This is a genomic window from Sporosarcina luteola (assembly GCF_007991495.1).
GTDB classification, from domain to species: Bacteria; Bacillota; Bacilli; order Bacillales_A; family Planococcaceae; genus Sporosarcina; species Sporosarcina luteola.
Genome location: NZ_BJYL01000059.1, coordinates 1 through 23160 on the forward strand (window position 1 = coordinate 1; position 23160 = coordinate 23160).

The 23160-nt window shown below is 46.4% G+C and carries 21 protein-coding genes and 1 tRNA gene; 1 reads left to right on the forward strand and 21 read right to left on the reverse strand.

What is annotated here, in order from left to right; translation table 11 throughout:
* Window positions 1-238 precede the first annotated feature (238 nt).
* From lysS to SLU01_RS17030, 14 genes are all read right to left on the reverse strand, one after another.
* Window positions 239-1729, reverse strand: a complete 1491-nt coding sequence (gene lysS / locus SLU01_RS16965; RefSeq protein WP_147060559.1) for a lysine--tRNA ligase — start codon at window positions 1727-1729, stop codon at window positions 239-241.
* 113 nt (window positions 1730-1842) lie between these two features.
* On the reverse strand, window positions 1843-2334 hold the full coding sequence (gene folK / locus SLU01_RS16970; RefSeq protein ID WP_147060561.1) for a 2-amino-4-hydroxy-6-hydroxymethyldihydropteridine diphosphokinase: 492 nt from the start codon (window positions 2332-2334) through the stop codon (window positions 1843-1845).
* Window positions 2331-2699, reverse strand: a complete 369-nt coding sequence (gene folB, locus SLU01_RS16975) for a dihydroneopterin aldolase (RefSeq protein ID WP_147060563.1) — start codon at window positions 2697-2699, stop codon at window positions 2331-2333. Before folB ends, folK begins: the two co-directional genes overlap by 4 nt.
* Before the next feature lie 21 nt (window positions 2700-2720).
* Window positions 2721-3575 carry a dihydropteroate synthase gene (gene folP, locus SLU01_RS16980; RefSeq protein WP_246111031.1) on the reverse strand — a complete coding sequence of 285 codons (855 nt, stop codon included), beginning with the start codon at window positions 3573-3575 and terminating at the stop codon, window positions 2721-2723.
* A gap of 4 nt (window positions 3576-3579) precedes the next feature.
* Window positions 3580-4428: an aminodeoxychorismate lyase gene (gene pabC, locus SLU01_RS16985; RefSeq protein ID WP_147060565.1), complete on the reverse strand. Its 849-nt coding sequence runs from the start codon at window positions 4426-4428 to the stop codon at window positions 3580-3582.
* A gap of 24 nt (window positions 4429-4452) precedes the next feature.
* Entirely contained in the window at window positions 4453-5877 is a 1425-nt protein-coding gene (locus SLU01_RS16990) for an anthranilate synthase component I family protein (RefSeq protein ID WP_147060567.1), read from the reverse strand.
* Between the two features lie 123 nt (window positions 5878-6000).
* Complete coding sequence (gene cysK / locus SLU01_RS16995; protein WP_147060569.1) at window positions 6001-6927, reverse strand: cysteine synthase A; 927 nt, start codon at window positions 6925-6927, stop codon at window positions 6001-6003.
* 167 nt (window positions 6928-7094) lie between these two features.
* Window positions 7095-8018 (reverse strand): peptidyl-prolyl cis-trans isomerase, encoded by a 924-nt coding sequence (locus SLU01_RS17000; protein WP_147060571.1) that lies wholly within the window; start codon window positions 8016-8018, stop codon window positions 7095-7097.
* Window positions 7996-8883, reverse strand: coding sequence for an Hsp33 family molecular chaperone HslO (gene hslO / locus SLU01_RS17005; RefSeq protein WP_147060573.1), 888 nt, complete (start codon window positions 8881-8883; stop codon window positions 7996-7998). The genes SLU01_RS17000 and hslO overlap by 23 nt, the downstream gene beginning before the upstream one ends.
* Before the next feature lie 15 nt (window positions 8884-8898).
* On the reverse strand, window positions 8899-9663 hold the full coding sequence (locus SLU01_RS17010; RefSeq protein ID WP_147060599.1) for a type III pantothenate kinase: 765 nt from the start codon (window positions 9661-9663) through the stop codon (window positions 8899-8901).
* Between the two features lie 238 nt (window positions 9664-9901).
* On the reverse strand, window positions 9902-11932 hold the full coding sequence (gene ftsH / locus SLU01_RS17015; protein ID WP_147060575.1) for an ATP-dependent zinc metalloprotease FtsH: 2031 nt from the start codon (window positions 11930-11932) through the stop codon (window positions 9902-9904).
* Between the two features lie 225 nt (window positions 11933-12157).
* Window positions 12158-12700: a hypoxanthine phosphoribosyltransferase gene (gene hpt, locus SLU01_RS17020; protein ID WP_147060577.1), complete on the reverse strand. Its 543-nt coding sequence runs from the start codon at window positions 12698-12700 to the stop codon at window positions 12158-12160.
* 15 nt (window positions 12701-12715) lie between these two features.
* Window positions 12716-14113, reverse strand: a complete 1398-nt coding sequence (gene tilS, locus SLU01_RS17025; RefSeq protein WP_147060579.1) for a tRNA lysidine(34) synthetase TilS — start codon at window positions 14111-14113, stop codon at window positions 12716-12718.
* Between the two features lie 35 nt (window positions 14114-14148).
* Entirely contained in the window at window positions 14149-16557 is a 2409-nt protein-coding gene (locus SLU01_RS17030; protein WP_147060581.1) for a SpoIIE family protein phosphatase, read from the reverse strand.
* 194 nt (window positions 16558-16751) lie between these two features.
* Here SLU01_RS17030 and SLU01_RS17035 point away from each other — a divergent pair.
* Window positions 16752-16825 (forward strand) — tRNA-Met (locus SLU01_RS17035).
* An 859-nt stretch (window positions 16826-17684) separates the two neighbouring features.
* Here the strand turns inward: SLU01_RS17035 and SLU01_RS17040 are convergent.
* From SLU01_RS17040 to SLU01_RS17070, 7 genes are all read right to left on the reverse strand, one after another.
* On the reverse strand, window positions 17685-18104 hold the full coding sequence (locus tag SLU01_RS17040; protein ID WP_147060583.1) for a S1 domain-containing RNA-binding protein: 420 nt from the start codon (window positions 18102-18104) through the stop codon (window positions 17685-17687).
* A gap of 126 nt (window positions 18105-18230) precedes the next feature.
* Complete coding sequence (locus SLU01_RS17045) at window positions 18231-18647, reverse strand: FtsB family cell division protein (RefSeq protein ID WP_170232741.1); 417 nt, start codon at window positions 18645-18647, stop codon at window positions 18231-18233.
* 54 nt (window positions 18648-18701) lie between these two features.
* Window positions 18702-19169, reverse strand: coding sequence for a spore cortex biosynthesis protein YabQ (gene yabQ / locus SLU01_RS17050; protein WP_147060587.1), 468 nt, complete (start codon window positions 19167-19169; stop codon window positions 18702-18704).
* Complete coding sequence (yabP, locus tag SLU01_RS17055; protein WP_147060589.1) at window positions 19166-19462, reverse strand: sporulation protein YabP; 297 nt, start codon at window positions 19460-19462, stop codon at window positions 19166-19168. The genes yabQ and yabP overlap by 4 nt, the downstream gene beginning before the upstream one ends.
* Before the next feature lie 84 nt (window positions 19463-19546).
* On the reverse strand, window positions 19547-19837 hold the full coding sequence (locus SLU01_RS17060; protein ID WP_147060591.1) for an RNA-binding S4 domain-containing protein: 291 nt from the start codon (window positions 19835-19837) through the stop codon (window positions 19547-19549).
* The gene (yabN, locus tag SLU01_RS17065) at window positions 19834-21291 is read right to left on the reverse strand and encodes a bifunctional methyltransferase/pyrophosphohydrolase YabN (protein WP_147060593.1); all 1458 of its coding nucleotides are present in this window, start codon (window positions 21289-21291) and stop codon (window positions 19834-19836) included. The genes SLU01_RS17060 and yabN overlap by 4 nt, the downstream gene beginning before the upstream one ends.
* A 4-nt stretch (window positions 21292-21295) precedes the next feature.
* Window positions 21296-22888, reverse strand: a complete 1593-nt coding sequence (locus tag SLU01_RS17070; protein WP_147060595.1) for a putative polysaccharide biosynthesis protein — start codon at window positions 22886-22888, stop codon at window positions 21296-21298.
* Between the last annotated feature and the right edge of the window lie 272 nt (window positions 22889-23160).

The following is a 23160-nucleotide window of genomic DNA, read 5'->3' on the forward strand; positions in this document are numbered from 1 at the left end:
TCTTATATAATACCATCTCGCAATTCCGATGTCAACAACTTTTCTTGAAAAGTTTTAAGCTGTTTTGAAGTGGTTAGTTACTTATCGGAAACGCAACGTTATTTACTATATCAGCTTGTCTTTTTGATTGCAACACTTATTTTAAAAAAGCTTTCATCTTTCTTCATTCATATAAAGGTAAGGCTGCACAATCATGCTCCCATTATGATTGCGCAGCACTTTCCCCCTTACGTTATCGTTATTCCTTCGACCTCATTTGCGGGAATAATAGTATATCCCGAATAGATTGTGCGTTTGTCAACAACATCACAAGACGGTCTATACCTATCCCAAGGCCACCTGTTGGCGGAAGTCCGTATTCGAGTGCTTCTATGAAATCTTCATCCATATCATGCGCTTCATCGTTCCCTTGTTCCTTTTCAACCAATTGAGCTTCAAAGCGTGCACGTTGATCGATTGGATCGTTCAACTCAGTAAATGCATTTGCATGCTCACGTCGCACGATGAATAACTCAAAACGATCTGTGAAACGCTCATCTTCAGGATTCTTCTTCGCAAGTGGAGAGATTTCCACTGGATGTCCGTAAACAAATGTCGGTTGGACGAGTTGCTCTTCCACCTTTTGTTCAAAGAATTCATTCAAGACGTGACCGACTTCCATCATCGATGTCACTTCGACTCCATGTTCTTTTGCAAGCGCATGGGCTTCTTCCTTCGTCATTTCTTTCCAAAAATCGACGCCTGTATACTCTTTGACAGCATCGGCCATGTGCAGACGTTTCCAGCCAGGGGACAAATCGATAATGTCTTCGCCGTATTTCACTTGCGTTGCGCCAAGTACTTCTTCCGCTATGTGGGCGATCATATTTTCTGTAAGTTCCATGATATCCTTATAATCTGCATACGCTTCATATAGCTCGATCATTGTAAATTCAGGGTTATGACGCGTAGAGATTCCTTCGTTCCGGAAAACTCGCCCGATTTCGTAAACTTTCTCAAGGCCGCCGACAATCAGACGCTTCAAATGAAGTTCGATCGCAATCCGCATGTACAATGTCATATCAAGTGTATTGTGATGTGTAACGAACGGACGGGCAGATGCTCCCCCGGCGATAGCATGAAGCATTGGTGTTTCGACTTCCAAGAAGCCTTGTCCATCCAAATAGCGTCGCATCGATTGAATGATGCGGCTTCTCGTGATGAATGTCTTCCTGCTTTCCTCGGAAGATATTAAATCTAGGTACCGTTGGCGATAACGCTGTTCAATGTCCTTCAAACCGTGGAACTTATCCGGAAGCGGTCGAAGCGCTTTAGTAAGGAATGTAAATTCAGTCGCCTTAATCGAAAGTTCGCCGACCTTCGTTTTAAAGACATTCCCTTTAACCCCGACGATATCTCCTAAGTCAGCGTTCTCGAAAATTTTGTAAGCTTCTTCGCCTACCGCATCTTGACGGACGTAGATTTGAATTTGGCCGCCAAGGTCCTGGATATGCGCAAAACCAGCCTTCCCTTTCCCGCGTTTCGTCATGATCCTTCCTGCAATGCTCACTTCATGCGTCGTTTCATCTAAATCTTCTTTTGAAAGGTCTTCGTATTGCGTGCGAATTTGAGTAGATAGATGCGTCCGCTCATACTTTGCACCAAATGGGTCCAGACCGTTCTCCCGTAGTTCATCCATCTTCTGGCGTCTCACCAGCAGCTGATCGTTCATTTCATCCAAATGGGACATTTCATTCACTCCTTCATTAGTTATCCCTCACGCCGGATGGCATGTTCCTATTGTACACAATCTTAACTTCTTATGTAAAAAAAGCCGCCACAATGATGGCGACGCAAAGCCGTTCATTTCCCATTCAGGAATTGATAGACTCCCTCAACTTTTCTCCAACATATAACGCCGCCGTCATCGACTTTCCCTTCAGGCCGTACGATGTCGGGCGCGATTTCCAATAGGGGCACAAGAACAAAAGCCCTTTCCCCCATTCGAGGGTGAGGAACTATTAAGTTCTCTGATTCAATATTGTCGTTATTATAAAGCAAAATGTCAAGGTCTACAGTCCGGGGACCCCATCTGATTTCGCGGACACGACCCAAATCGTTCTCAATTCCCTGACACACACTTAATAATTCAAACGGATCAAGCGACGTCTCCAAACCTACGGCCAAATTCAAGAAGCTATCCTGGTCCGTATACCCGACAGGTTCTGTTTCATAGATCGAAGAGACTTCAGTCACCTCTATCCCACCGTGCGAATGAAGTGCGCGTACCGCTTCCGTCAAATGATGCAATCGGTCCCCCATATTTGAGCCTATCGATAAATACGCCCTCTTCATACGAATTGACCTCTTGTAATGTCGACGGAAACAGACGCGTAGTGCCCAGCTATTGGAGGATCCGGTTTGATTAGCACGACACGGACGCCTTTCACTTGTGTTGAAAACTTTTCCATGACTAATCGGGCAATCTCCTCAGCAACAGATTCAATCAATTTCCGCGGTTGGCCTTCGACGACTGAACGGCAAACATCGAATACTTCCGCATAATTGACCGTCTTCTTCAAGTCATCCGTCAGTCCCGCTTCAGCCAAATCAACAGCAAGCGAAACACTCGCCCGAAAACGCTGTCCTAATACCGTCTCTTCCTTCAACGCACCGTGATAGCCGTAAAACGCCATTTCATTCAAATGAATATAATCCATTTCGCATAACCCCCTTATCAATCAATTAGCCGTCAATTCCGTCTTGCCTGTCAACACATCCATCATCCTAACCATTCGAGAGATCGCTTTTACATCGTGCACACGCATAATATGGCAGCCGTGTTCAATTCCGTAACAAACCGTTGCGCCAGTCCCCTCCATGCGTTCATCAACCGGCAGGTCCAATATATTGCCGATCATCGATTTCCGGGACGTGCCTAGCAAGACGGGATAACCCATATTTGAAATACGTCTTAATCCTTGCATTGTCAGTATGTTCTGCTCTAGATCCCTGGCAAACCCGATGCCGGGATCCACCCAAATGTTCTCTTCTAACACCCCTGCATTACGCGCAATCTCCACACTCTCTTCCAAATCTGCCATTACCTCATCCATGAAAGGCCCATCATACTCCGCCACTTCCCGGTTATGCATAAGGATGATCGGCACACCATGAGTCGCTGCCACATCCGCAATTCTTGGCTCGCGCTTCGCTCCCCATATGTCATTGATAATGTGAGCACCCGCTTGAAGTGCCGCCTCCGCAACATTCGCTTTATATGTATCAATCGAAATGACGCAATCCAATTCCCGAGAGAGCGCCTCAATTACTGGAACCGTGCGCTCCAACTCCATTTCAAGCGAGACGGGCGCATGGCCCGGCCGCGTCGATTCTCCGCCAATATCGATAATTTCCGCACCATCTTTAAGCATTTCTTCCGCATGTTTCAGCGCTGCGTCAATCCGACCATACTTACCTCCATCCGAAAAGGAATCCGGCGTGACATTCAAAATGCCCATCACGACAGTCTCCCTTTTAAAATCCAATTCCGTATTGCCAAAATGATATATGCCTTTCGCTTTCGTCAGTTCCACAAATTTAACCTTCTTTCATTCCATCTATCGCCTGCACATATAGGCTGTGCAATTTTTGATAATAAACCCCCGAAGCTCCCGGCAATGATTGCTTGCCTACTAAAGACAACGGGACGAGTTCCTGCACAGCGTTTGTAACAAACGCTTCGTCCGCCAACTCCATTTCATCCTTTGTGAATAGCCCTTCTCGCACCACCATACCCAACTTCGCGGCAAGCTCCAAAACAAAAGCTCTCGTCGTGCCTGGCAATATCCCGGTTTCAATCGAAGGGGTATACAATGTTCCGTCCTTCACCCAAAAGACATTTGATGTCACACCTTCCGCGACAAACCCCTCTCCGGTGAGGAAGAGGCCTTCATGATCTTTCAACGAGGGTAATTCCAGGCGGCCCCGGACATTGTTCAGGAAGTTATGTGATTTATGGCGGACTTCGCTTTCCGGAAGATTTCTTTCCGTTTCAAGCCACACCGCCTTCTTTTCTGTCCCCCGCGGCGCAGCTGCAAGCTCTTTTCGAAATAAAATAATCGTTGGCGACTCGTATATAGAAGGGGCCAGACCTATATCATGGACGCCCGCGGACACATTCAAGCGGAAATAGCCATCCCGCCCGTCCGATTGGTCATCTAAACTGCGGATCGCCTCCGCTATCTCTTCATCTGTATAAGGCATCGAAATTCGATATTCATTCAACGCCGCACGCAGCCTGTTCATATGTTCCTGGAATAAAAACACATGTCCCTCATACGTCCTGAACGTCTCGAAAAAACCCGCACCGTATAAAAACCCATGATCGAAAGGGGAAATACGCAAGTCTTCCGCCTGTATGAATTCGCCATTCATCCAACATAACATATGAGGCCCGACTCCCTTCGTCTTTTACGCTTTTGCTTCTGCTGTTTCTGCCATGTCCTTCGCTTGCCAAAGCGCCTGCGCTTTATTCAACGATTCCACGTATTCGGCTTCCGGAACCGAGTCTGCAACAAGACCTGCCCCTGCCTGAATATGGGCGACGCCCTCTTTTATATACGCAGTCCGGATAACGATATTCAACTCCATATCCCCGTTGAAACCGATCCAACCGATCGAACCGGTATAGAGCCCTCTGCGCGTCGGTTCCAGCTCCTCGATAATTTCCATCGTCCGAAGCTTCGGAGAACCTGTGATGGAGCCTCCGGGAAATACGCCTTTAATAATATCCGCAGTCGACAAATCGGGAGATGACGTTCCGCGGACATTCGATACAAGATGCATAACGTGGGAGTACCGTTCAATTACCATGAATTCATCCGTTTCGACAGTTTCCGGAACACAGACCCGTTCGAAGTCTTCGCGTTCAAGGTCAACAAGCATCAGATGCTCGCCTTTTTCTTTTTCATTGGATAGCAGGTCTTTTTCGAGTGCTTCATCTTCAGCTATTGTAGCTCCTCTTGGCCTCGTTCCCCCGATCGGACGCGTGCTCAATTCAGCGTCCCGCTTTTTAAGCAGCAATTCAGGCGATCCTGAAACGACGGCAAAATCTTCTGCGCCAATCATCGCCATATACGGCGACGGATTGAAAGAGCGCAGCGCTTCGTACATCAATAGCGGATCGGCAGTCAGTGTTTTTGATTGTCGGACAGATAAGTTAACTTGTTCCACTTCTCCTTGCGCAATATAGCGTTGAACGTCACGTACCATTTGTTCGAACTGCGGTCCTGTGACCGACACTTCCACGTTTTCAGGCCTAGCGATTTGAATTGTAGATCCTTTACCACTATGCACTTGCTTCTCCAAACCAGTAGAAGCAGCGGCAATCCACTCATTTTCCAACACAGAGACGTCCAATTCACGCCCAGGCAATGTCATGAAAAAGGCAACTTCCTTCTCTACGTCAAGGACTGTCCACTGATCGAATAAATAGAAAAAGAGATCCGGTGTTTCAAGGTCATCAATGGCGGTGTTCGGGATCGGTGCATACGTTCTTACATAATCGTAACTGATGAACCCGATGGCGCCTCCTTGGAAATCCGGCAGTTCCGGAAGATGATCCATTTTCATCGACTCATTAAATTCCGTTAGAAGTTTAAGAGGTTCACCCTCCCTCACTTCACATGACCCATCCCTCCACTTCAGCTCCAGCGACTGACTCCCTATCGCTTTCATCGTGACAAGCGGATCAATTCCCGCGATGCAATACTTTCCTGCACGCCCACTCTCAAGCAAGATGTGTTTTTCAGCGGTTTCTGCAAGTTCTTTATAGGCATAAAAAAACTGTTCCTTCGTCATTTTCGCTTTCTTGTATTCCGGATACATTCTATCCATCTTCATATCCCCCAGCTATTCATAATAGCTATATCTTAACTTGTAAACCATTGTTTACGCTACCATTATCAAGTTTGCAGAACAAAAAAGGAGCCATGGTAGGCTCCCTTTCACGCTATGCACTTATTCCTCGTCAAACTGGTAAAGTGGTGTACTTAAGTAACGTTCGCCATTCGACGGAAGAATCGCCACGACTTTCTTTCCTTTTCCAAGCTTCTCCGCAACTTGAAGTGCAGCAAAAATAGCCGCGCCTGATGAAACTCCGCCCAAAATGCCCTCTTCCTTAGCAGCGCGTCTCGCCGTATCATACGCTTCGTCATTCGTAACTTGAATAATTTCGTCATAAATATCGGTATCTAACACTTTTGGTACGAAGCCCGCGCCAATGCCTTGAATCTTATGCGGGCCCGGCTGACCACCTGACAGCACTGCCGAATCCGTAGGCTCAACAGCGATTATTTTCACTTCAGGAAAACGTTCCTTCAAGACACTGCCGGCCCCTGTAATCGTACCACCCGTCCCGATTCCAGAAATGAAAGCATCTACTCGATCTAGCGCATCCGCAATTTCCGGACCAGTAGTCAAACGATGGACTTCGGGATTCGCTTCGTTATTGAATTGTTGAGGCATGAACCAGCCATTTTCCTTAGAAAGTTCTTCTGCTTTACTGATGGCGCCTTTCATCCCCTCAGCTCCAGGAGTGAGGACCAGATCAGCACCGTACGCGCGCAATAAATTACGACGTTCCAAACTCATCGTATCCGGCATGACAAGTACAGACTTATAACCTTTAGCGGCCGCAATCATCGCGAGACCGATTCCCGTGTTGCCACTTGTCGGCTCGATAATTGTGCTGCCCTCCTTCAAATCCCCTGACTTTTCGGCAGCTTCAATCATCGCCAGCGCTATCCGATCCTTGACGCTTGAACCAGGATTGAAGTATTCCAGTTTCAGATAGATATCCGCGCTATCCGGTCTCGCCATCCTGTTTAATTTCACTAATGGTGTTTGCCCAACGAGATCCGCAATCGTATTCCCTACTCTATTCATCCAAACCCACTCCTAATCCCTACTTATTTGATATGTTTTATAGTATTAATACTACACCTATATTGTGAGAAGTGTCAATCAATAATATCCCACTTTATCCTTTCCCTCTCACCGCTATAGTAATCTAAAAAACCGCCCGAAGATTTTTCAGGCGGCGCACATATCATTTATTTACCATAAAACCATTTTGCATCGAATTCCTTCCAGAACGCTTCCGGATTAACCGATTGCGGCAGCTGTTCGATCGCAAGTTCACGTTTGATATGCTCTTTCACTTCGTCAAATGAGAATCGTCTGCCTTCTATTACCTCATTCACTCGAACAATTGCATATGTACCATCCTGCAGGCTGACAACATCGCTGGTCTTTCCTTCTTTCAGTTCTGAAGCAGCTTGATAGATTGCGGAATCGATTGATTGCGTGTCGGCATTAATATAACCGATGTCACCGCCTAAACTGCCAGATGCAAGGTCAGTTGAAAGTTCCTTCGCAAGCCCATCAAAACCAGAACCCTTCGACAACTCGTCCAATGCCTGTTCCGCCTCACTCTTCGTTGGGGTAATAATAACGGAAGTTCGATAGGCGGTTAGAATATTGTATAGCGATTCATTCTTATCATAAAACGATTGAACAGCATCATCATCTATCACAACATCATTCGATAACACCTTCTCCAAGATGAGTGTTGAACGAATTTGTTGGCGCGTTTGCTCGGTATCCAAACCCGAATGTGTCCGCCCATCCACCGATGTGATTAAAGCGAGTTCAAGATCGACTTCCTCATCCGTCACTTCGATGCCGTATTTCTTCGCTGCCGTTTCCATCACCTTATTATTCACTAAATCGAGCAAGACTTCCCGACCGACTTCCTTTTCCATTGCAGTCATCCATTCCACTCTCGTGATCGGTTCACCCGCAACCGAAGCAACCTCTTCATCAGGTTGCTTCGATTTATCAGGGATGAGCCATCCGATGAACCAAAAGACATTGCACACAAAAAGGATACCGATCAAAACGAGCAACGGTTTCGTTTTTAATTTTCGTCTTTGAGGGTTTGGCTCTTGAACATTATGATTGTGACCGTATCTCATCGATAAATCCTTCTAATTCTTCTTTCGGATACAAATACTTTTCCATGCAGAAATGGCATTCCGCCTGCGCCTGCCCATCTTCGTCGATCATTTCGCGGATTTCCTGTTCGCCAAGCCCGATAATTGCGTTGCCGAAGCGCTCCTTAGAGCAATTGCATTGAAACGCCACATCCATTTTTTCAAGAATTTCCACCTGATCGTCGCCTAGGACTTCTTTTAGAATCTCTTCGGGACTCAAGCCACGATCGATTTGCTTTGAAATCGGCTCAATGTCGGCTAACTTCTTTTCCAATTGACTGATCGTTTCATCCGTCGCACCTGGCATCACTTGGATAATGAAGCCCCCAGCAGCTTTTACCGTATTATCTGGATTGACAAGAACGCCTAACGCGACAGCAGAAGGGACTTGCTCAGAGACTACGAAATATTGGGTGAAGTCCTCCGCAATTTCACCGGATACGATCGGTACTTGCCCTGTAAAGAAATCACGAAGCCCAAGGTCTTTCACGACAGTGAGCATCCCTTCCGTACCGACTGCACGACGGACATCCAATTTCCCTTTTTCATTCAACTCGAAGTGAGTTTGCGGGTGGGTGATGTACCCTCTTACCTCGCCTTGTGCATTCGCATCGACGACAATCGGGCCGGCGGGTCCATTCCCCTCGACTTTAACCGTCAATTTATCATTCCCTTTTAGCATCGCCCCCATCATGAGACCTGCAGTCATCGTTCTGCCTAAAGCGGCTGTCGCAGTCGGCCATACATGATGCCGCTTTTGAGCCTCCGCCACAGATTCTGTTGAATTGACTGCATATGCACGGATTGTTCCGTCAAAAGCCAATGCTTTTATCAAATAATCATTCATTCATTTCTACTCCTTTTAGACATTTCTTTCGTAAATCAAATGAAGGCCCTTCAACGTGAGGAAATTGTCAACGACATCAATTACATTCGTCTCGCTGGCAATCAATTCAGCGAGACCACCAGTTGCGATGACTGTCGGCTCTTCCTTACTTTGTGCTTTCATCCGTCCAACAATACCCTCGACAAGTCCAACATAACCAAAGACAATGCCCGATTGCATCGCCGATACTGTATTTTTACCGATAACATGATCCGGGCGTGCCAATTCGACGCGCGGCAATTTTGACGCCCGATCGAATAAAGCTTCCATCGAGATACCGATTCCCGGCGCAATTGAACCGCCCATGTACTCGTTCTTTTCATTCACATAACAAAATGTCGTTGCAGTTCCGAAATCGACAATGATCAGCGGGCCTTTATATTCATGAGTGGCCGCCACGGCATTAACGATTCGATCCGCCCCCACTTCACGCGGGTTTTCATATTTAATGTTCAGTCCATTTTTGACTCCAGGACCTACAACGAGCGGACGCTGGTTGAAATACTTTCTGCACATCTGCTCTAGCGGAAACATGACCGGTGGAACGACAGAGGAGATGATGATGCCATTGATATCTTCAAAATCGAGACCGACATGGGAAAACAGCGCTTTTACAGACATGGCATATTCATCTTCTGTCTTATGCCGATATGTCTCCATGCGCCAATGATATTTCAATTCGCCTTGATCATAGACGCCAAGGACGATATTCGTATTACCAGTATCCAATACTAAGATCATTTGTTTTTCCTCGCTAACATTCGTCATTTTCCTGGATATCATAACAAAAGCGGAGGGTGGCGTCCAGCTTCGACAGGCGGTGGAGGGCTTGAAAAAAAGGCGCTCTTTGCCTTTTCTTTCAAGACCGAAGCGACCCGAGAAGTTGCCACCCATAGCTGGATGATAACATACTTGCGGGAAATAAAAACAGTCGACTGCCTTAAAAAGCAGCCGACCGAAATGGAATTTTCTATTTACGTCAATCTCTTCTTTGTTCGTCAATCGGAGGAAGTGTTGCGTCCCCTTCATTCTCCTTCGGAAGATCTGCAATGGATGGATCAGCAGGAGCACCGGTTGAATCGGGGTTGACTGTGTCTTTTTCCGATTCGGCTTCCGCAGACTTTTCCTCCACTTCGGCTTTGCCATTTCCGTTTGTATCGTACGGACGATCCGGTAATGTGCCATGATCTTTCAAGTGGTTGATTTGCTCTGCATCCAATGTTTCAACTTCAAGAAGAGTCGTTGCGATCAAATCAAGTAAATTGCGATTCTCAGTAAGGATCTCTCTCGTACGCTCGTATTGTCCCTTGATGATGCTTTGCATTTCCTGGTCGATTTCGTAAGCGATCGATTCGGAATAGTTCTGCTCGGAATTGAAATCCCTGCCAAGGAACACGTTGCCGCCTTGCGCTTGACCAAATTGCATCGGTCCGAGTTTGTCGCTCATTCCGTATTCTGTCACCATGGAACGAGCAATACCAGTAGCACGTTGGAAGTCATTATGCGCCCCAGTAGATACTTCACCAAGAACAATTTCCTCCGCTACACGCCCACCGAGCAGGCCTGCAACTTTATCGAGAAGTTCCGGTTTCGTCATGAAGTAACGGTCCTCTTTCGGCAACATGACCGCATAACCACCGGCTTGGCCACGAGGAACAATTGTCACTTTATGGACGATTTCAGCATCATCGAGCATGAGCCCGACAACAACGTGCCCAGCTTCGTGGAATGCGACGATATTTCTTTCCTTCTCGGAAATGACACGGCTCGTTTTCGCTGGACCTGCAATAACACGGTCCGTCGCTTCATCGATATCCGCCATGTCAATCTTCGCTTTGCCACGTCGTGCTGCGACAAGTGCCGCTTCATTCAACAGGTTCTCTAGATCCGCTCCAGAGAATCCAGGTGTTCGTTGTGCAAGTGCCTTCATATTGACAGTATCGTCAAGAGGCTTGTTGCGAGCATGAACTTTAAGTACTGCTTCGCGGCCTTTGACATCCGGACGGCCAACTGTAATTTGGCGGTCAAAACGTCCTGGACGAAGTAGTGCCGGGTCCAGAATATCCGGACGGTTCGTCGCTGCAACAATGATGATTCCTTCATTGCCATCGAACCCATCCATTTCAACTAGGAGCTGGTTCAATGTCTGTTCACGCTCATCGTGACCGCCGCCTAGACCAGCGCCACGTTGACGTCCAACTGCGTCGATCTCGTCAATGAAGATGATACATGGCGCATTCTTTTTCGCGTTTTCGAACAAGTCACGGACACGGGATGCCCCGACCCCAACGAACATCTCAACGAAATCCGAACCGGAAATCGAGAAGAACGGCACGCCAGCTTCACCAGCAACCGCACGCGCTAATAATGTTTTACCTGTTCCCGGAGGACCGACTAACAGAATCCCTTTCGGAATACGAGCTCCAAGTTCAGCAAATTTACGTGAATCCTTCAGGAAGTCCACGACTTCTTCAAGCTCTGCTTTTTCTTCATCTGCACCTGCAACATCCGTGAAACGGACTTTCTTGCGATCATCCGAGTGAAGCTTCGCCTTGCTCTTACCGAAATTCATAACTCGGCCGCCACCGCCGCCTTGCGCTTGATTCAATAAGAAGAAGAATAGGATGATAATGATGATGAATGGAACTAACCCTGTAAAGAAGGCAACCCAAGCACTTGTTTCCGGTGCTTTTTGAACATTGAATTCTGGGTTTTTCGTTTCTCCAACAGTCTTGAGATCTGCCATGACAGAATCGGAATCTTCCGTCAGGATATTAGTGGTGAATTTTTCACCCTCTTCATATCCTTTCATGACCCCTTCAACAGTCAGAACGCCCGCGACAGGTTGAAACGATATCGATTCAATATTGCCTTTTTCCAAAGCCTCATAAAATTCATTTGTCGGAATCTCTTTTGTCTTTGGGTTTGGATTATTTAGCGAACTGAAAATCCCCATAATTGCAAGGAAGATCAATCCGTATAGTAGAAAGTATCGAAGTATACGATTCATCCCAAGCCTCCTCATTTCTTTCAACAGAAAACTATTGTAAATCTTATCATATAACAGATTCAACCTACAAAGGAAATGCCTTACTTATCGAGGTGAATTCTTAAGAAAACACCTCTATTTGTGAATGCACCGGCTTCGCGACAAAGATAATAGAATGTCAACCTTCTAAAACGCATATGGAAAAAGCTTTCCATCGCCCCTTACTAAAGGTTTGTTGAAAAGCTTTCAGAAAGTGTAAATTTCCTTTTTCAATACACCGATATAAGGCAAATTCCTATATTTTTCTGCATAGTCGAGACCATAACCGACAACGAAAGCATCAGGAACTAGGAATCCTACGTAGTCCGCTTTTAAATCCACTTTTCGCCCCGTTGGTTTATCGAGCAGCGTCACGATCTTAATGGATTTTGCTTTCCGGTATTTGAAAAGATCGACCAAATAGTTCAATGTCTTTCCGCTGTCGATGATGTCTTCGATAATTAGGACGTCACGTCCTTCAACACTTGTATTCAAGTCTTTGATGATTTTCACTTCGCCCGAGGATACAGTTGCGTTCCCGTAGCTCGATACATCCATGAAGTCGAGTTCAATGTATGCGTCGACGCGCTTGATAAGGTCACTCATGAAAGGCAAAGCACCTTTAAGGACACCAATGGCAAGCGGGAATTTATCTTGATAGTCCGCTGTAAGTACAGCACCAAGCTCTGCAACTTTCTCTTGAATCTCTTCTTCTGAAATTAATACTTCTTCGATATCTTTCCCTAACATCGAAATACCTCTTTTCTAAATAAGATTATTACATTTTCTCACTTTAAATATGTACTTTTCCTGTTCTGTTTTCCGACTTTTGAACGGGATGCCATATCGCACGCCAGGAATGGCGCAAATTTCATCATGCGCAGTGGTGATAATAGGTAGTCTTTGCCGCCTTTTTGCACCAATCTTTTCATCAATAAACAATCTGGACAATCGCTTTGGTTTATCCATGCCGGGAAGTAAAATCCGATCGCCGTCTTTTCTGCCTCTGACATGCAAAGGTAAATCGGAATCTGGCAAGTCGAAATACTGTCGCTCACAACCATCGTTGTTACAGTCTTCTGCATCATCCCAAGATAGCAGCATGTCTCCCCACCTTACCCATTCGCCTTTTGGCAATATTTGCGGCGGGCCAACTTGATTTTCCAAGTTCTTCACAAATGTAACATTGCTGTATTCCCTCACAAACCGATAGCCTCTTGGAAGATCTATCGAAACATTCCCATGCCTTGCAGATAAATGGTGATGCAGTTGCTCCAACAATGCCGTGTTGTATTCAACAGGTATACTTTCCCCATTGTAAAGATACTTCAATAGTAGTAGAATGAACCGTTTTTGTAAAGCAGTGTGCATATCTGTAAAACGATCTTGCTCAAAGGCCGGATCCCCATCAAGTGTGTATGTGACCATCGAGTCAAAACTTTCTTTCGCCAACTTGTCCAACAGTTCCCTATCCTCTTGCAACCCGGTAGTCATTTTTACAACATTGAGTGCAGCTGAAGGATTTTCCGCCAAAATGATGGGAGCTACCTGATGACGCAGCCTATTTCTCAAATACGCATCACTTTCATTGCTCGGATCCTCCCTGAAACGTACCCCTTGCTCCCTCGTATATGCTAGAAGCTCCTCCTTCATCGCGGGGAGGAACGGCCTGATGACCGTTCCGCCATTCATTTTTCGTTTAATGGAAATTCCGGTCGGGATGCTCCCTTTTGACAACTGCATGAGCACTGTCTCCAACTGATCTTCAGCATGATGAGCTGTCGCCAATACATCATACCGCTCCGTCTTCATCACTTCACTGAAAAAGGCATACCTGCCAGAACGGCAGATGTCCTGGACATTGCCACCTTGTTCATCCAGTATTGCAGGCACCGGCACATTGCCTCCAAAGAAAGGGATTTCCAGTCTGTCGCATATCCCTTTCACGAAGTGCCCATCTTCCGCAGATTCCTCCCCCCTTAGCATATGATCGACATGAATGCCCGCCAACTCAATTTGAAGTCTTTCGCGAAGGGTTGCCGCAAAAAGTAGAAGCGCTACCGAATCTACCCCGCCCGAGCAGGCAACAAGGACCCGTTGCCCTGGTCTCAGCAAATTTTCATTGTCTATGAAATCAAGAACCTTTCTCTCAAACGCTTTCACAAGCCGCTCCTCCAATATTTCAATCTATCTCTATTCTATCGCATAACCTTTTCCTGTGAAATATATCGGTTCGTCGGTTTGATGGTCATCCATTTTGGCAATACATGATCAATTTTCATGACGAGCACGGTTCGATCGTCTGCAACAATCCCAAATCTTCTTTCCATTTCGGACGTGATGCGGTCCGCAATCGATTCACACGACAAGTGCTGATACTTTTCCAAAATGTCGTAAAGCACATCTTCCTGCTTTTCAATTGCTATTGAACCGTTGAACACGCCATCCGTCAGCATGACAATAACATCCCCCGATTTCAACTCCTCATTTTTAGCCTCCACCGAGAATGATGGCAAAAACCCGAAAGGAACTGATTTGCTGTCGAGACGCAGAAAATCCTGTCCCCGCTTAATATACGTACTCATCGATCCGGCTTTCCAGGACCACAGCCTCCCGTCCTGCAAATCAATCAACGCCAAATCGAGTGTCGCATACATATCATCCAAACCGTTCAAGGACATCATATAATGCAACGTGTGCATCGCCGTTTCCGGATCCATCTTACGGTCCAAGCATTCACGCATAAGCCGTATCACTTTCCGACTTTCCCGATAAGCATTCATATCATGTCCCATCCCGTCCGACAATAGAACTGCGGTTAAGCCGTCGTGAATTGGGAAGATTTCATACGCATCTCCCGCATGGAATGTCCCTCCCCCTGCTGTCGCCACAATTCCATAATCCATTGAAAAACGGACAGCTGAACTGAAAATGAGTTGTATATGTGGAAACGGATCTTGAACGACAACTGACTTTTCCACTTTAAATGGCTCCTCGTAAACTTCCTCCAATAAGGGTAAAATAAGCCGCTCCGCCACCGTCGTCTCCGTTTCAAAATCTGACCGCTTCTCAGGGATGGAACAAACAATTCGATAAGCGCCCTTCTGCTCGGATAAAATATCAATCTGATAATATTCAATGCCCTGTGCATGCAGATGCTTTCCAAGCTCCTCCTCTGCGAGATGGTTGACAGTCAACTCTCCTTTAATATCATTCATAATTTTTTCCAAATGACTGCTCATATCCCTTAATTGCAACGCTAACATCTTCCTGCCATGTTGAAGCTGTCCCATGAGAAGATGATTGGATGCCGACTCTTCAAGCTCCGTGATCAGCCCTGATGAACGGATGCACTTATATTTGATCCTTTCCTCGACACGATGTCGCGCCGCTTTTTTCGTTGCGGAATAGGTTGTCTCCCATTCATAGAGTAGCCGTGACATCCCTTCTTCATTCCCATCCCAGCATTTCGAATAACGGAAGCATGACTGACAAATGGACGGTACCTTCTGTGTCAGTTCCGCATCATCCGCCGTAAACCGTTCATTGACAAGATTGGACATGAATTCGGCAAACTGCTGAAAATCGGCCAATTGCTCATCCAATCTGTCTGTCAGCCATTTTTGCCGCTTCACGGAGATGTCCGGTTCCCCAGGTTTGATCATATGGCCGATCGGTTCGACTTTCTTTGTCGGAATGAAGAAAAAAATGATAGTAGCAAGCCCGATTGTTAGAAAATGCGATGTGTCGAGCGGCAACGTCAAATCATACATGAGGAAAAAGACAGAGACTGCCAAAGCCCCCGTTGCAATCCCCAATTTCCCGAGCCGGCTTAACGCGCCAGCAAAAAAGCCCGTCATTCCATACACGGCCATCATTCCTGTAAACGATAATTCAGCAACGCCCGCAATTGCCGCGATCATCATGGCAATTGTCGTCGAAAACGGCAGTCCCCCCGCCAAAGCAGCTAGCAAAATAGTAAGATGCAACAGCAATCCTGAAATCGAAATCGGACCAACCATCAGACTCCCCATGCCTGTCGTCGCCATAATCCCAACGATGCACACTGCACCAAGTCGCTCCGGAGTCCATTGTCCGAAAAAGATGCGCTCCCTATGAGGAAAAGCGACGAAAAGGAAAAACGTCATAAAAAGAGCTAATATTGCTTCAAACCCGATCGTCAACTGAACATCCACAGGTGTTTGTCCACTATGCATAATAAATTGCCAAAGAACTTGAACAACAATGATCGTTCCGGCAACTGTCAACGGAATGGATTTCCGCATCCATGGATGCTTGCTCACTACATTGAATAACAGCAACTGCAATAAATGAATAACGGCTTGTCCTAACCCGAGAACAGCTCCCCCAGCCATTCCTCCAATAAACACATAAATCAGGTGCTTTCTGAACCTCGCCTGTGCCAATGCCCAAACCGGCAAGAAAAATGGAACCGCCGCGTCAAACAGCACAGACTGCGACAAGAAAAAGGTGCTAAGTAAAAAAAAGGCAGCCAACAGTACATACATCTTCTTCTGCCCCACTGAGTCAACCACTTGCCGGATCTGCTGAACGATTGGTCTTTCAAGATTGCCTACCATCTTCATCTCCACATTCCCCCTATGTTTACTTGTCCCTGAGTATACATAGGTCAAGCCAAAGAATTTGTCTGTTTCTGACAAGGGGCTGAAAAAATGTTTCGACTCAATCCGAAGTATTTTTCTATTTTCCAACGATAGGTTGACAGACACGGTCGACCGTTGTATTATGATTATTGTCGTTCAAATCAATTGAACATCATGGCGGCGTAGCTCAGCTGGCTAGAGCGTACGGTTCATACCCGTAAGGTCGTGGGTTCGACCCCCTCCGCCGCTATAAAATAAAAGCGAAGAGCGTCGTTTAGCCTCGACAGGTGCTGGAAGCCTTGAGGTTAAAGGCGCTCTTTGCCTTTAACAGCAAGGCTGAAGCATCCCGAGAGGCTGACGCTCGCAGCTGGACAATAAGAAAAGCGTAGGCGGCCTGGTTAGATGCGACAGGCATAAGACAACCCGGCGTGTGGCGCTTTTTGCCACTTAGCCGGGTTGTCTTATGACCCCGAGCATCTGGCCGCCGGAGCTGGACAATAAGAAAAGCGGAAACGACCGCTTAGGCCTGACAGGCATAATTCAACCCAGCGTAGTGGCGCCTTTTGCCACTTAAGCTGGGTTGAATTATGACCCGAAGGCCTGGTCGTTGAAGCTAGACAATAAGAAATGTGTAGGCGGCCTGTCATAAGACAGGCCGCCTTTTTCGTACCCAGACTCGCATAAACTCTACCAATCACACATACCTCATTAACAGCCTTCTCTTCTTATCGAATCGACTCGATTTGATTCTTATGATGCGAATCATGCCAAACAAAGTCCGATAAATAGTTATTCATCGATAAAACATGCCCTTTGTATAGCAGATATCCCTGAACTTATACCGAAAAGTTCTCATTTACCTGTAGTAACTTCTCATTTATTCTAAATAAGTTCTCATTCCAACCCAATAACTTCTCATTCATCCCGGTAAGTTCTCGTTTAAGCCAAGTAACTTCTCATTTCTCCGAGTTAACTTCTCGTTTCCACCAAAAACTTTCTCGTTCCTACATCTTTGTTGCACGCAAAAAAGCGACCTAGCATCATTTAGATACCAGGTCACTTTATGAAATAAAAGATTTACATTTCCACTAATTGAAACAGCCAGCAAGTTACCCTCTTCTTGCGCCACGGCCACCGCGTTTAGATTCTGTTGCTCTTTTCAAAGTTGAAAGGCGCTCTTCACTATCTTTCATGAATTTCGCCATTTTTTGCTCAAAATTCTCTGGACGCTCAGTATTGCTAGGACGGCCACCGCTGTGACGAGGACGTTGAGGGCGTTGAGGACGCTCAGCTTCCGGTTTCGCTTTTCTGATCGATAACCCGATTTTGCCATCAGTGCCGACGTTCATCACTTTAACTTCAACCATGTCGCCTACTTTTAGGTGGTCATTAATATCCTTAACGTAATTGTCCGCTACCTCACTAATATGGACCAGACCAGTTGAACCGTTCGGCAGTTCCACGAACGCACCGAAATTTGTGATCCCTGTAACTTTCCCCTGTAACTTGCTGCCTACTTCAATTGACATAAAAAAAATGCTCCTCCTTAAGATTTAAACGACTCCAATTTAGGAGCCTTTTTACCATATGGCGAGTCCTGCAAATGCAAGATCCTTACTTTCATTATAGCCAACAAAAAAAGAGTGTCAATAAGACTACTCTTTTCCGTCATCTTTTTCGTCATTTTTCTTCTTTTTTTCAGGAACCGAGAAGATGATTTCATTTTTATCAGATAAAAAATACTCTTTACGTGCTAGCTTGGCAATATAGTCATCATCGTCCAATTTCACAAGTTGCTTTTTAAGAAGATCCTGCTCTTCCTTCACTTCTTCCAACTGTGCAAGCATTTCCTTTTTTTGCTGCTCCTTATCCTGCAATGTCTGCTTTTGTTGAATAAACATATTCGTCAAACCGCCGAATACAGCAATAGCAATGATTGCGTAGATAAATAACTTTTTCTTGAGCCGCCTCTTTTGCTTGTTTCTCCAAATTTCCTTTTTACGCAACGAGCGGACATATTCAGTTTCAATCGATGCAACGGTCTTGGATGATTTCCTTTTCCTTTGCTCCATGTCTGCACTCCCTCTCATTACAGTTCGAAATTCGATAAGTTAATAAATTATACATCATTTCTCACTGTTTTTAAAGAGAGATTCATAGATTATATCATAAAGATAGAAAAAGGGTTTCAAAAGGAACAGCAGTATCTTGAAAAGCAATCGGAAAATCCCGCTAATCACTCGAATGATGAATAAAATAACAAACCAAACCGGCTTAATAAGTAACATATTCAAAAGCCTACCGAAAAATCGGAAAGGACGGTGGAAAATCGATGCATACAACAGCATGCCACAAATCTGGGCAACCGGATCATACATCCTCCAAGCTCCGTCCCTTACTAAAAAAAGAATGTAAAAAGATGCACAACCGACGATTATCCAACCGATCACTTCTAAGAGAACTGCATATTTCCGGATAATCGATCGTTTTCCGGCCGCATCGATACCCGTGCCGATCAAATCCATAGAAGCCCCGGCACCGATGCCTGTCCCAATCATTGCAAGTAAACTAAGAAACTGGACGGAGAGACTCATCCAAATAATTTATGGAGGAAATTACGTGAACCTGAATCTTCTTCGTCATATTGCATCGTACCAATCGTCCCTTCCAAAGTAAGAAGCCCTTTGTCGACATCCAAATGGACGATGCGCAGCTCCTCCCCGCGAATTACTAGTACCCCCTGAGATGTCCGGACGATAAATTCCTCTTGGTCAAACCGGTCGATTGTTTTTACAGATGTAAGATCCATTCGTTTTCTGTTTCGCATCGTGACGACATGATCTCCCGATGGAATTGCGTATGTTGGACTATCCGTCTGGATTTGCATACTATTCCTCCTTTGCTTGTACGTTCACTGCCATCCTATGCGTGCGCATAAAAAAACATGACAGGAATAATTCCTGTCATGCCCTCAATCTTCATCGTCAATAAACTCAGGTTCCACCTTTTCAAGCTTCTCTTCTTTCAAAATCGTATACATCATCGCCGCGTCTTCCTTCTTCGTCGATTCCTTCAGCATCTCGACTTTTGCCGTAACGATCTTCTGCCCGAATCGAATCGCAAGCTCATCGCCCGGTTTCACAACCGATGACGCTTTCGACACCTTACCATTAATCGTAATCCGACCTTGGTCCGCCACTTGCTTCGCCAACGTCCTGCGCTTAATCAAACGCGACACTTTCAAAAATTTATCCAGTCTCATTTCTTTTCCCCCTCTTTTGCCTGCTGCCAAAATCCATCCAGTTCGTCTAGCGTATAAGCAGAAAACGCCCCTCTGCCTTCTTGTACACTTTGCTCGACAAACGAGAAGCGACGCTTGAATTTCTCATTCGCATGCGCCATCGCTTCCTCAGGAGACAGCCTCAAAAACCTCGACAAGTTAACAAGCGTAAAGAACACATCCCCCAACTCATCCGTCTGGCTCCCTTTCGTACCATTCTCCACTTCAACCTTAAATTCCTGCCATTCTTCCTCGAATTTATCGAAAGCCCCTTCAATATCCGGCCAATCGAACCCGACCTTTGCCGCTTCCTTTTGGTAATTAAATGAAGTGAGAAGCGAAGAACTATGGCGCGCCTGTCCGTCCAAGAGCGATTCAACTAGTGGCTTCTCCGCCTTTTTGATTTCCTGCCAATTCTTCAAAACCTCATCCGAATTCTCAACTTCTCGATCCCCGAACACATGTGGATGGCGGCGAATCATCTTCTCTCCGACTGACTGCAACACGTCTTCCATCGCAAAATAACCGTCATCTTCACCAATTTGCGCATGCAGGAACACTTGCAGCAAGACATCTCCCAGTTCTTCAATAATTCCTTCATCATCTTCCTGGTCAATCGCCTCAAGCAACTCATGCGCTTCCTCAAGCAAATAACGCTTCAAAGACTCATGCGTCTGTTCACGGTCCCATGGACAACCGTCTGGAGCGCGCAAAGCTGCGATGATCTCCCGGAATGTCGACCACTCCTTCAGACGCCCTTCACGTTCCACAATCGGCGGCACGTAAATCGTCGTCAAATTATCAATCTCCGTCTCCCGGTCCAATTCGAACAGCTGCACAGTTCGAAGCTTTTCCAATGAAGAACCTGCCGCTGTCACGATTGTTATGGGATGATCATACGCATATTTTTCCATGAGCGACAGCTTCACTTCGGAAGCGACGAACGCGTCATACACTTGTCCAATGAGCACATGCTGCGTCATCTGCACATCATCCCGCGCCATATCCGTACCGTCCAACAGCTGGAATCCCTCAATCGGGTCAATCCGCAATGCTGCAAAAATCGGATCCAAAAAGCTGTTGCCGCCAACTATCTCAAGCTGTGCCAGCCCTTCACTTTCTTTTTCAATTAATAACTGCACCGTCCGCTCCGCAACGAGTGGATGTCCTGGCACAACATACGTCACCGCCCGTTCTTCAGCCAAGGCGATCAATTTCGTTGTAATTTCCTCGTACACTTGCTCAAACGATTCATTTTTCTCGTAAATCGCGTCAAAGCTATCAATTTCCATGCCTTCCGCCCGCAATTCTTCAACCGCAGGATGCTGATCCGTCCTCGCAATGACGAACTCTGCCGACTTCAACTTGCGATATGTACCAATCGACAGCTGATCCAAGTCTCCTGCCCCAAGGCCGATAATCGTAATTGTATTCATCCATTCACCTTCTATTTTTAGTTAACCATAATTGCACGCGCGCAAATCTTCTTCCGAACGGCAGCAAGTACCATTCCTTCTCCGCCATTATACGCGATTTCATCACCACAATCAGAAAAACGCCCGCCCCTAGCACTACTGCTGTCAGAGCAGTCAACGTCGCCCCAATCCGCGACGATAGATTGTCGAATAAAAACTGGTCTGCAACAATCATCCACGGAATGATGACCGCAACCATCGCCGCCGTCGCCGTCAACAACCACCCATAAAAACGGACAGGTGCAAGACGCACCGACCAGACCTTTTTGAAATAAAGCAAAAGTCCGAGTGCAATCACCGTAAACCCGATATTCCCAGCAACCGCCGCCCCCGTCACATCAACATGTGGAACGAGCCATTGATTCGCTATCACTTTCACGAGAAGACCACCGAAAAGCAGCAATGTCGGCACTTTCACTTTCCCTGCCCCCTGCAAGATCGCCGTTAACGGCAAAATGAGCGACAGCCAAAAGATTTGGAAGGAAAAAATGATGAGCGCCACCGAACCGTCGCGCGTCTCAAACAGCATTTCATTCACATACGGCAGAACAAGCGCGAGTCCTACCGCTGCCGCCCATCCAAATAAAAAAGCCGTACGGAACGTCAGTTGGATGAACGGCTCCGCTCCCCGCCCACTTTTCTTCGCCGCATGATGGGATATCAGCGGGACGATCGCAAGCGCCAAAGTGGAGGCAATCAAAATCCCCATTTGCACAAGTGGCTGCCCGCGGTCATAGACGCCTTTCATCTCCATTGCAGCGTCCGCGACAATCCCCTTCGCAAGTAAACTATTGTAGACGGTAAATGAATCTACCATCTGAAACAGCAGCAGGATGAGCGAACTTGCGCTGACGCTCAAACTGACGAACGTCAACTCCTTTACGATTCCCCATGTATCTACCCGTTCAAGCGGTCCTTTATAGGCATTTCTGTAAAACAGGGCAAGAATGACAACCCCTAACGCCTGCCCGATAACGGCACCCCACATCGCCACTTCACCAGCCGTGTAAAGGGAAGCACCCGCGCGCACCGCCACCCACGTTCCAACGAGGATAATCGCCACTCGCAACGCCTGTTCACCAACATTCGAAACAGCAACCGGCGTCATCCGGCCCTCCGATTGGAATGAACCTTTCAATACCGCAAGCATCGGCATGATAAGCACAATATATGCCCCCGCCCGAAGCAGAGAAACAAGTTGGGCATCCCCCATCGCGTTTGCAAAGAACGGAGCAAATACCATCAAAATAATGAAGAATGATACAGACAGGCAAGTCAAATAGATCAACGCAATCCGCATGACCGCTTTCGATTCACCCTTGCTCGCACTCCCCGCCAGCAGCTTTGATACCGCCACTGCAAAACCGTAGGACGTCCATACTATAAAAATCCCGATGAAAGGATACACCTGCTGATAAATGTAAAATCCTTTATCGCCCACAAGATTCTGAAACGGAATCCGGTACACCGCCGCCAGCAATTTGACGACAATCGCCGAGATCGTCAAAATCGACGCACCTTTCATGAACGTTTTCATATTCCAATCCGCTGAAGACATAACCGCGCCTCTTTCGATGATTACTGTGTTTCTAGTATAGCATCATCGGCAAAATACGGTCTGCAGAAATGATAAATTGGACCAGGACAGGGTTGGAAAATGGGAAAGCACTCGTTTATTTCGGGAAGGGCTCATTCTTTCGCCGCAAGGGTCCATTCTTCCCGAGAACGGCTCATTCTTTCGCCGCAAAGGTCCATTCTTTACGAGAAGGGCCCATTCTATATAGAAGAGCTCTCATTTCCAGGCAAAAAGTTCTCATTTATTCTAAAAGA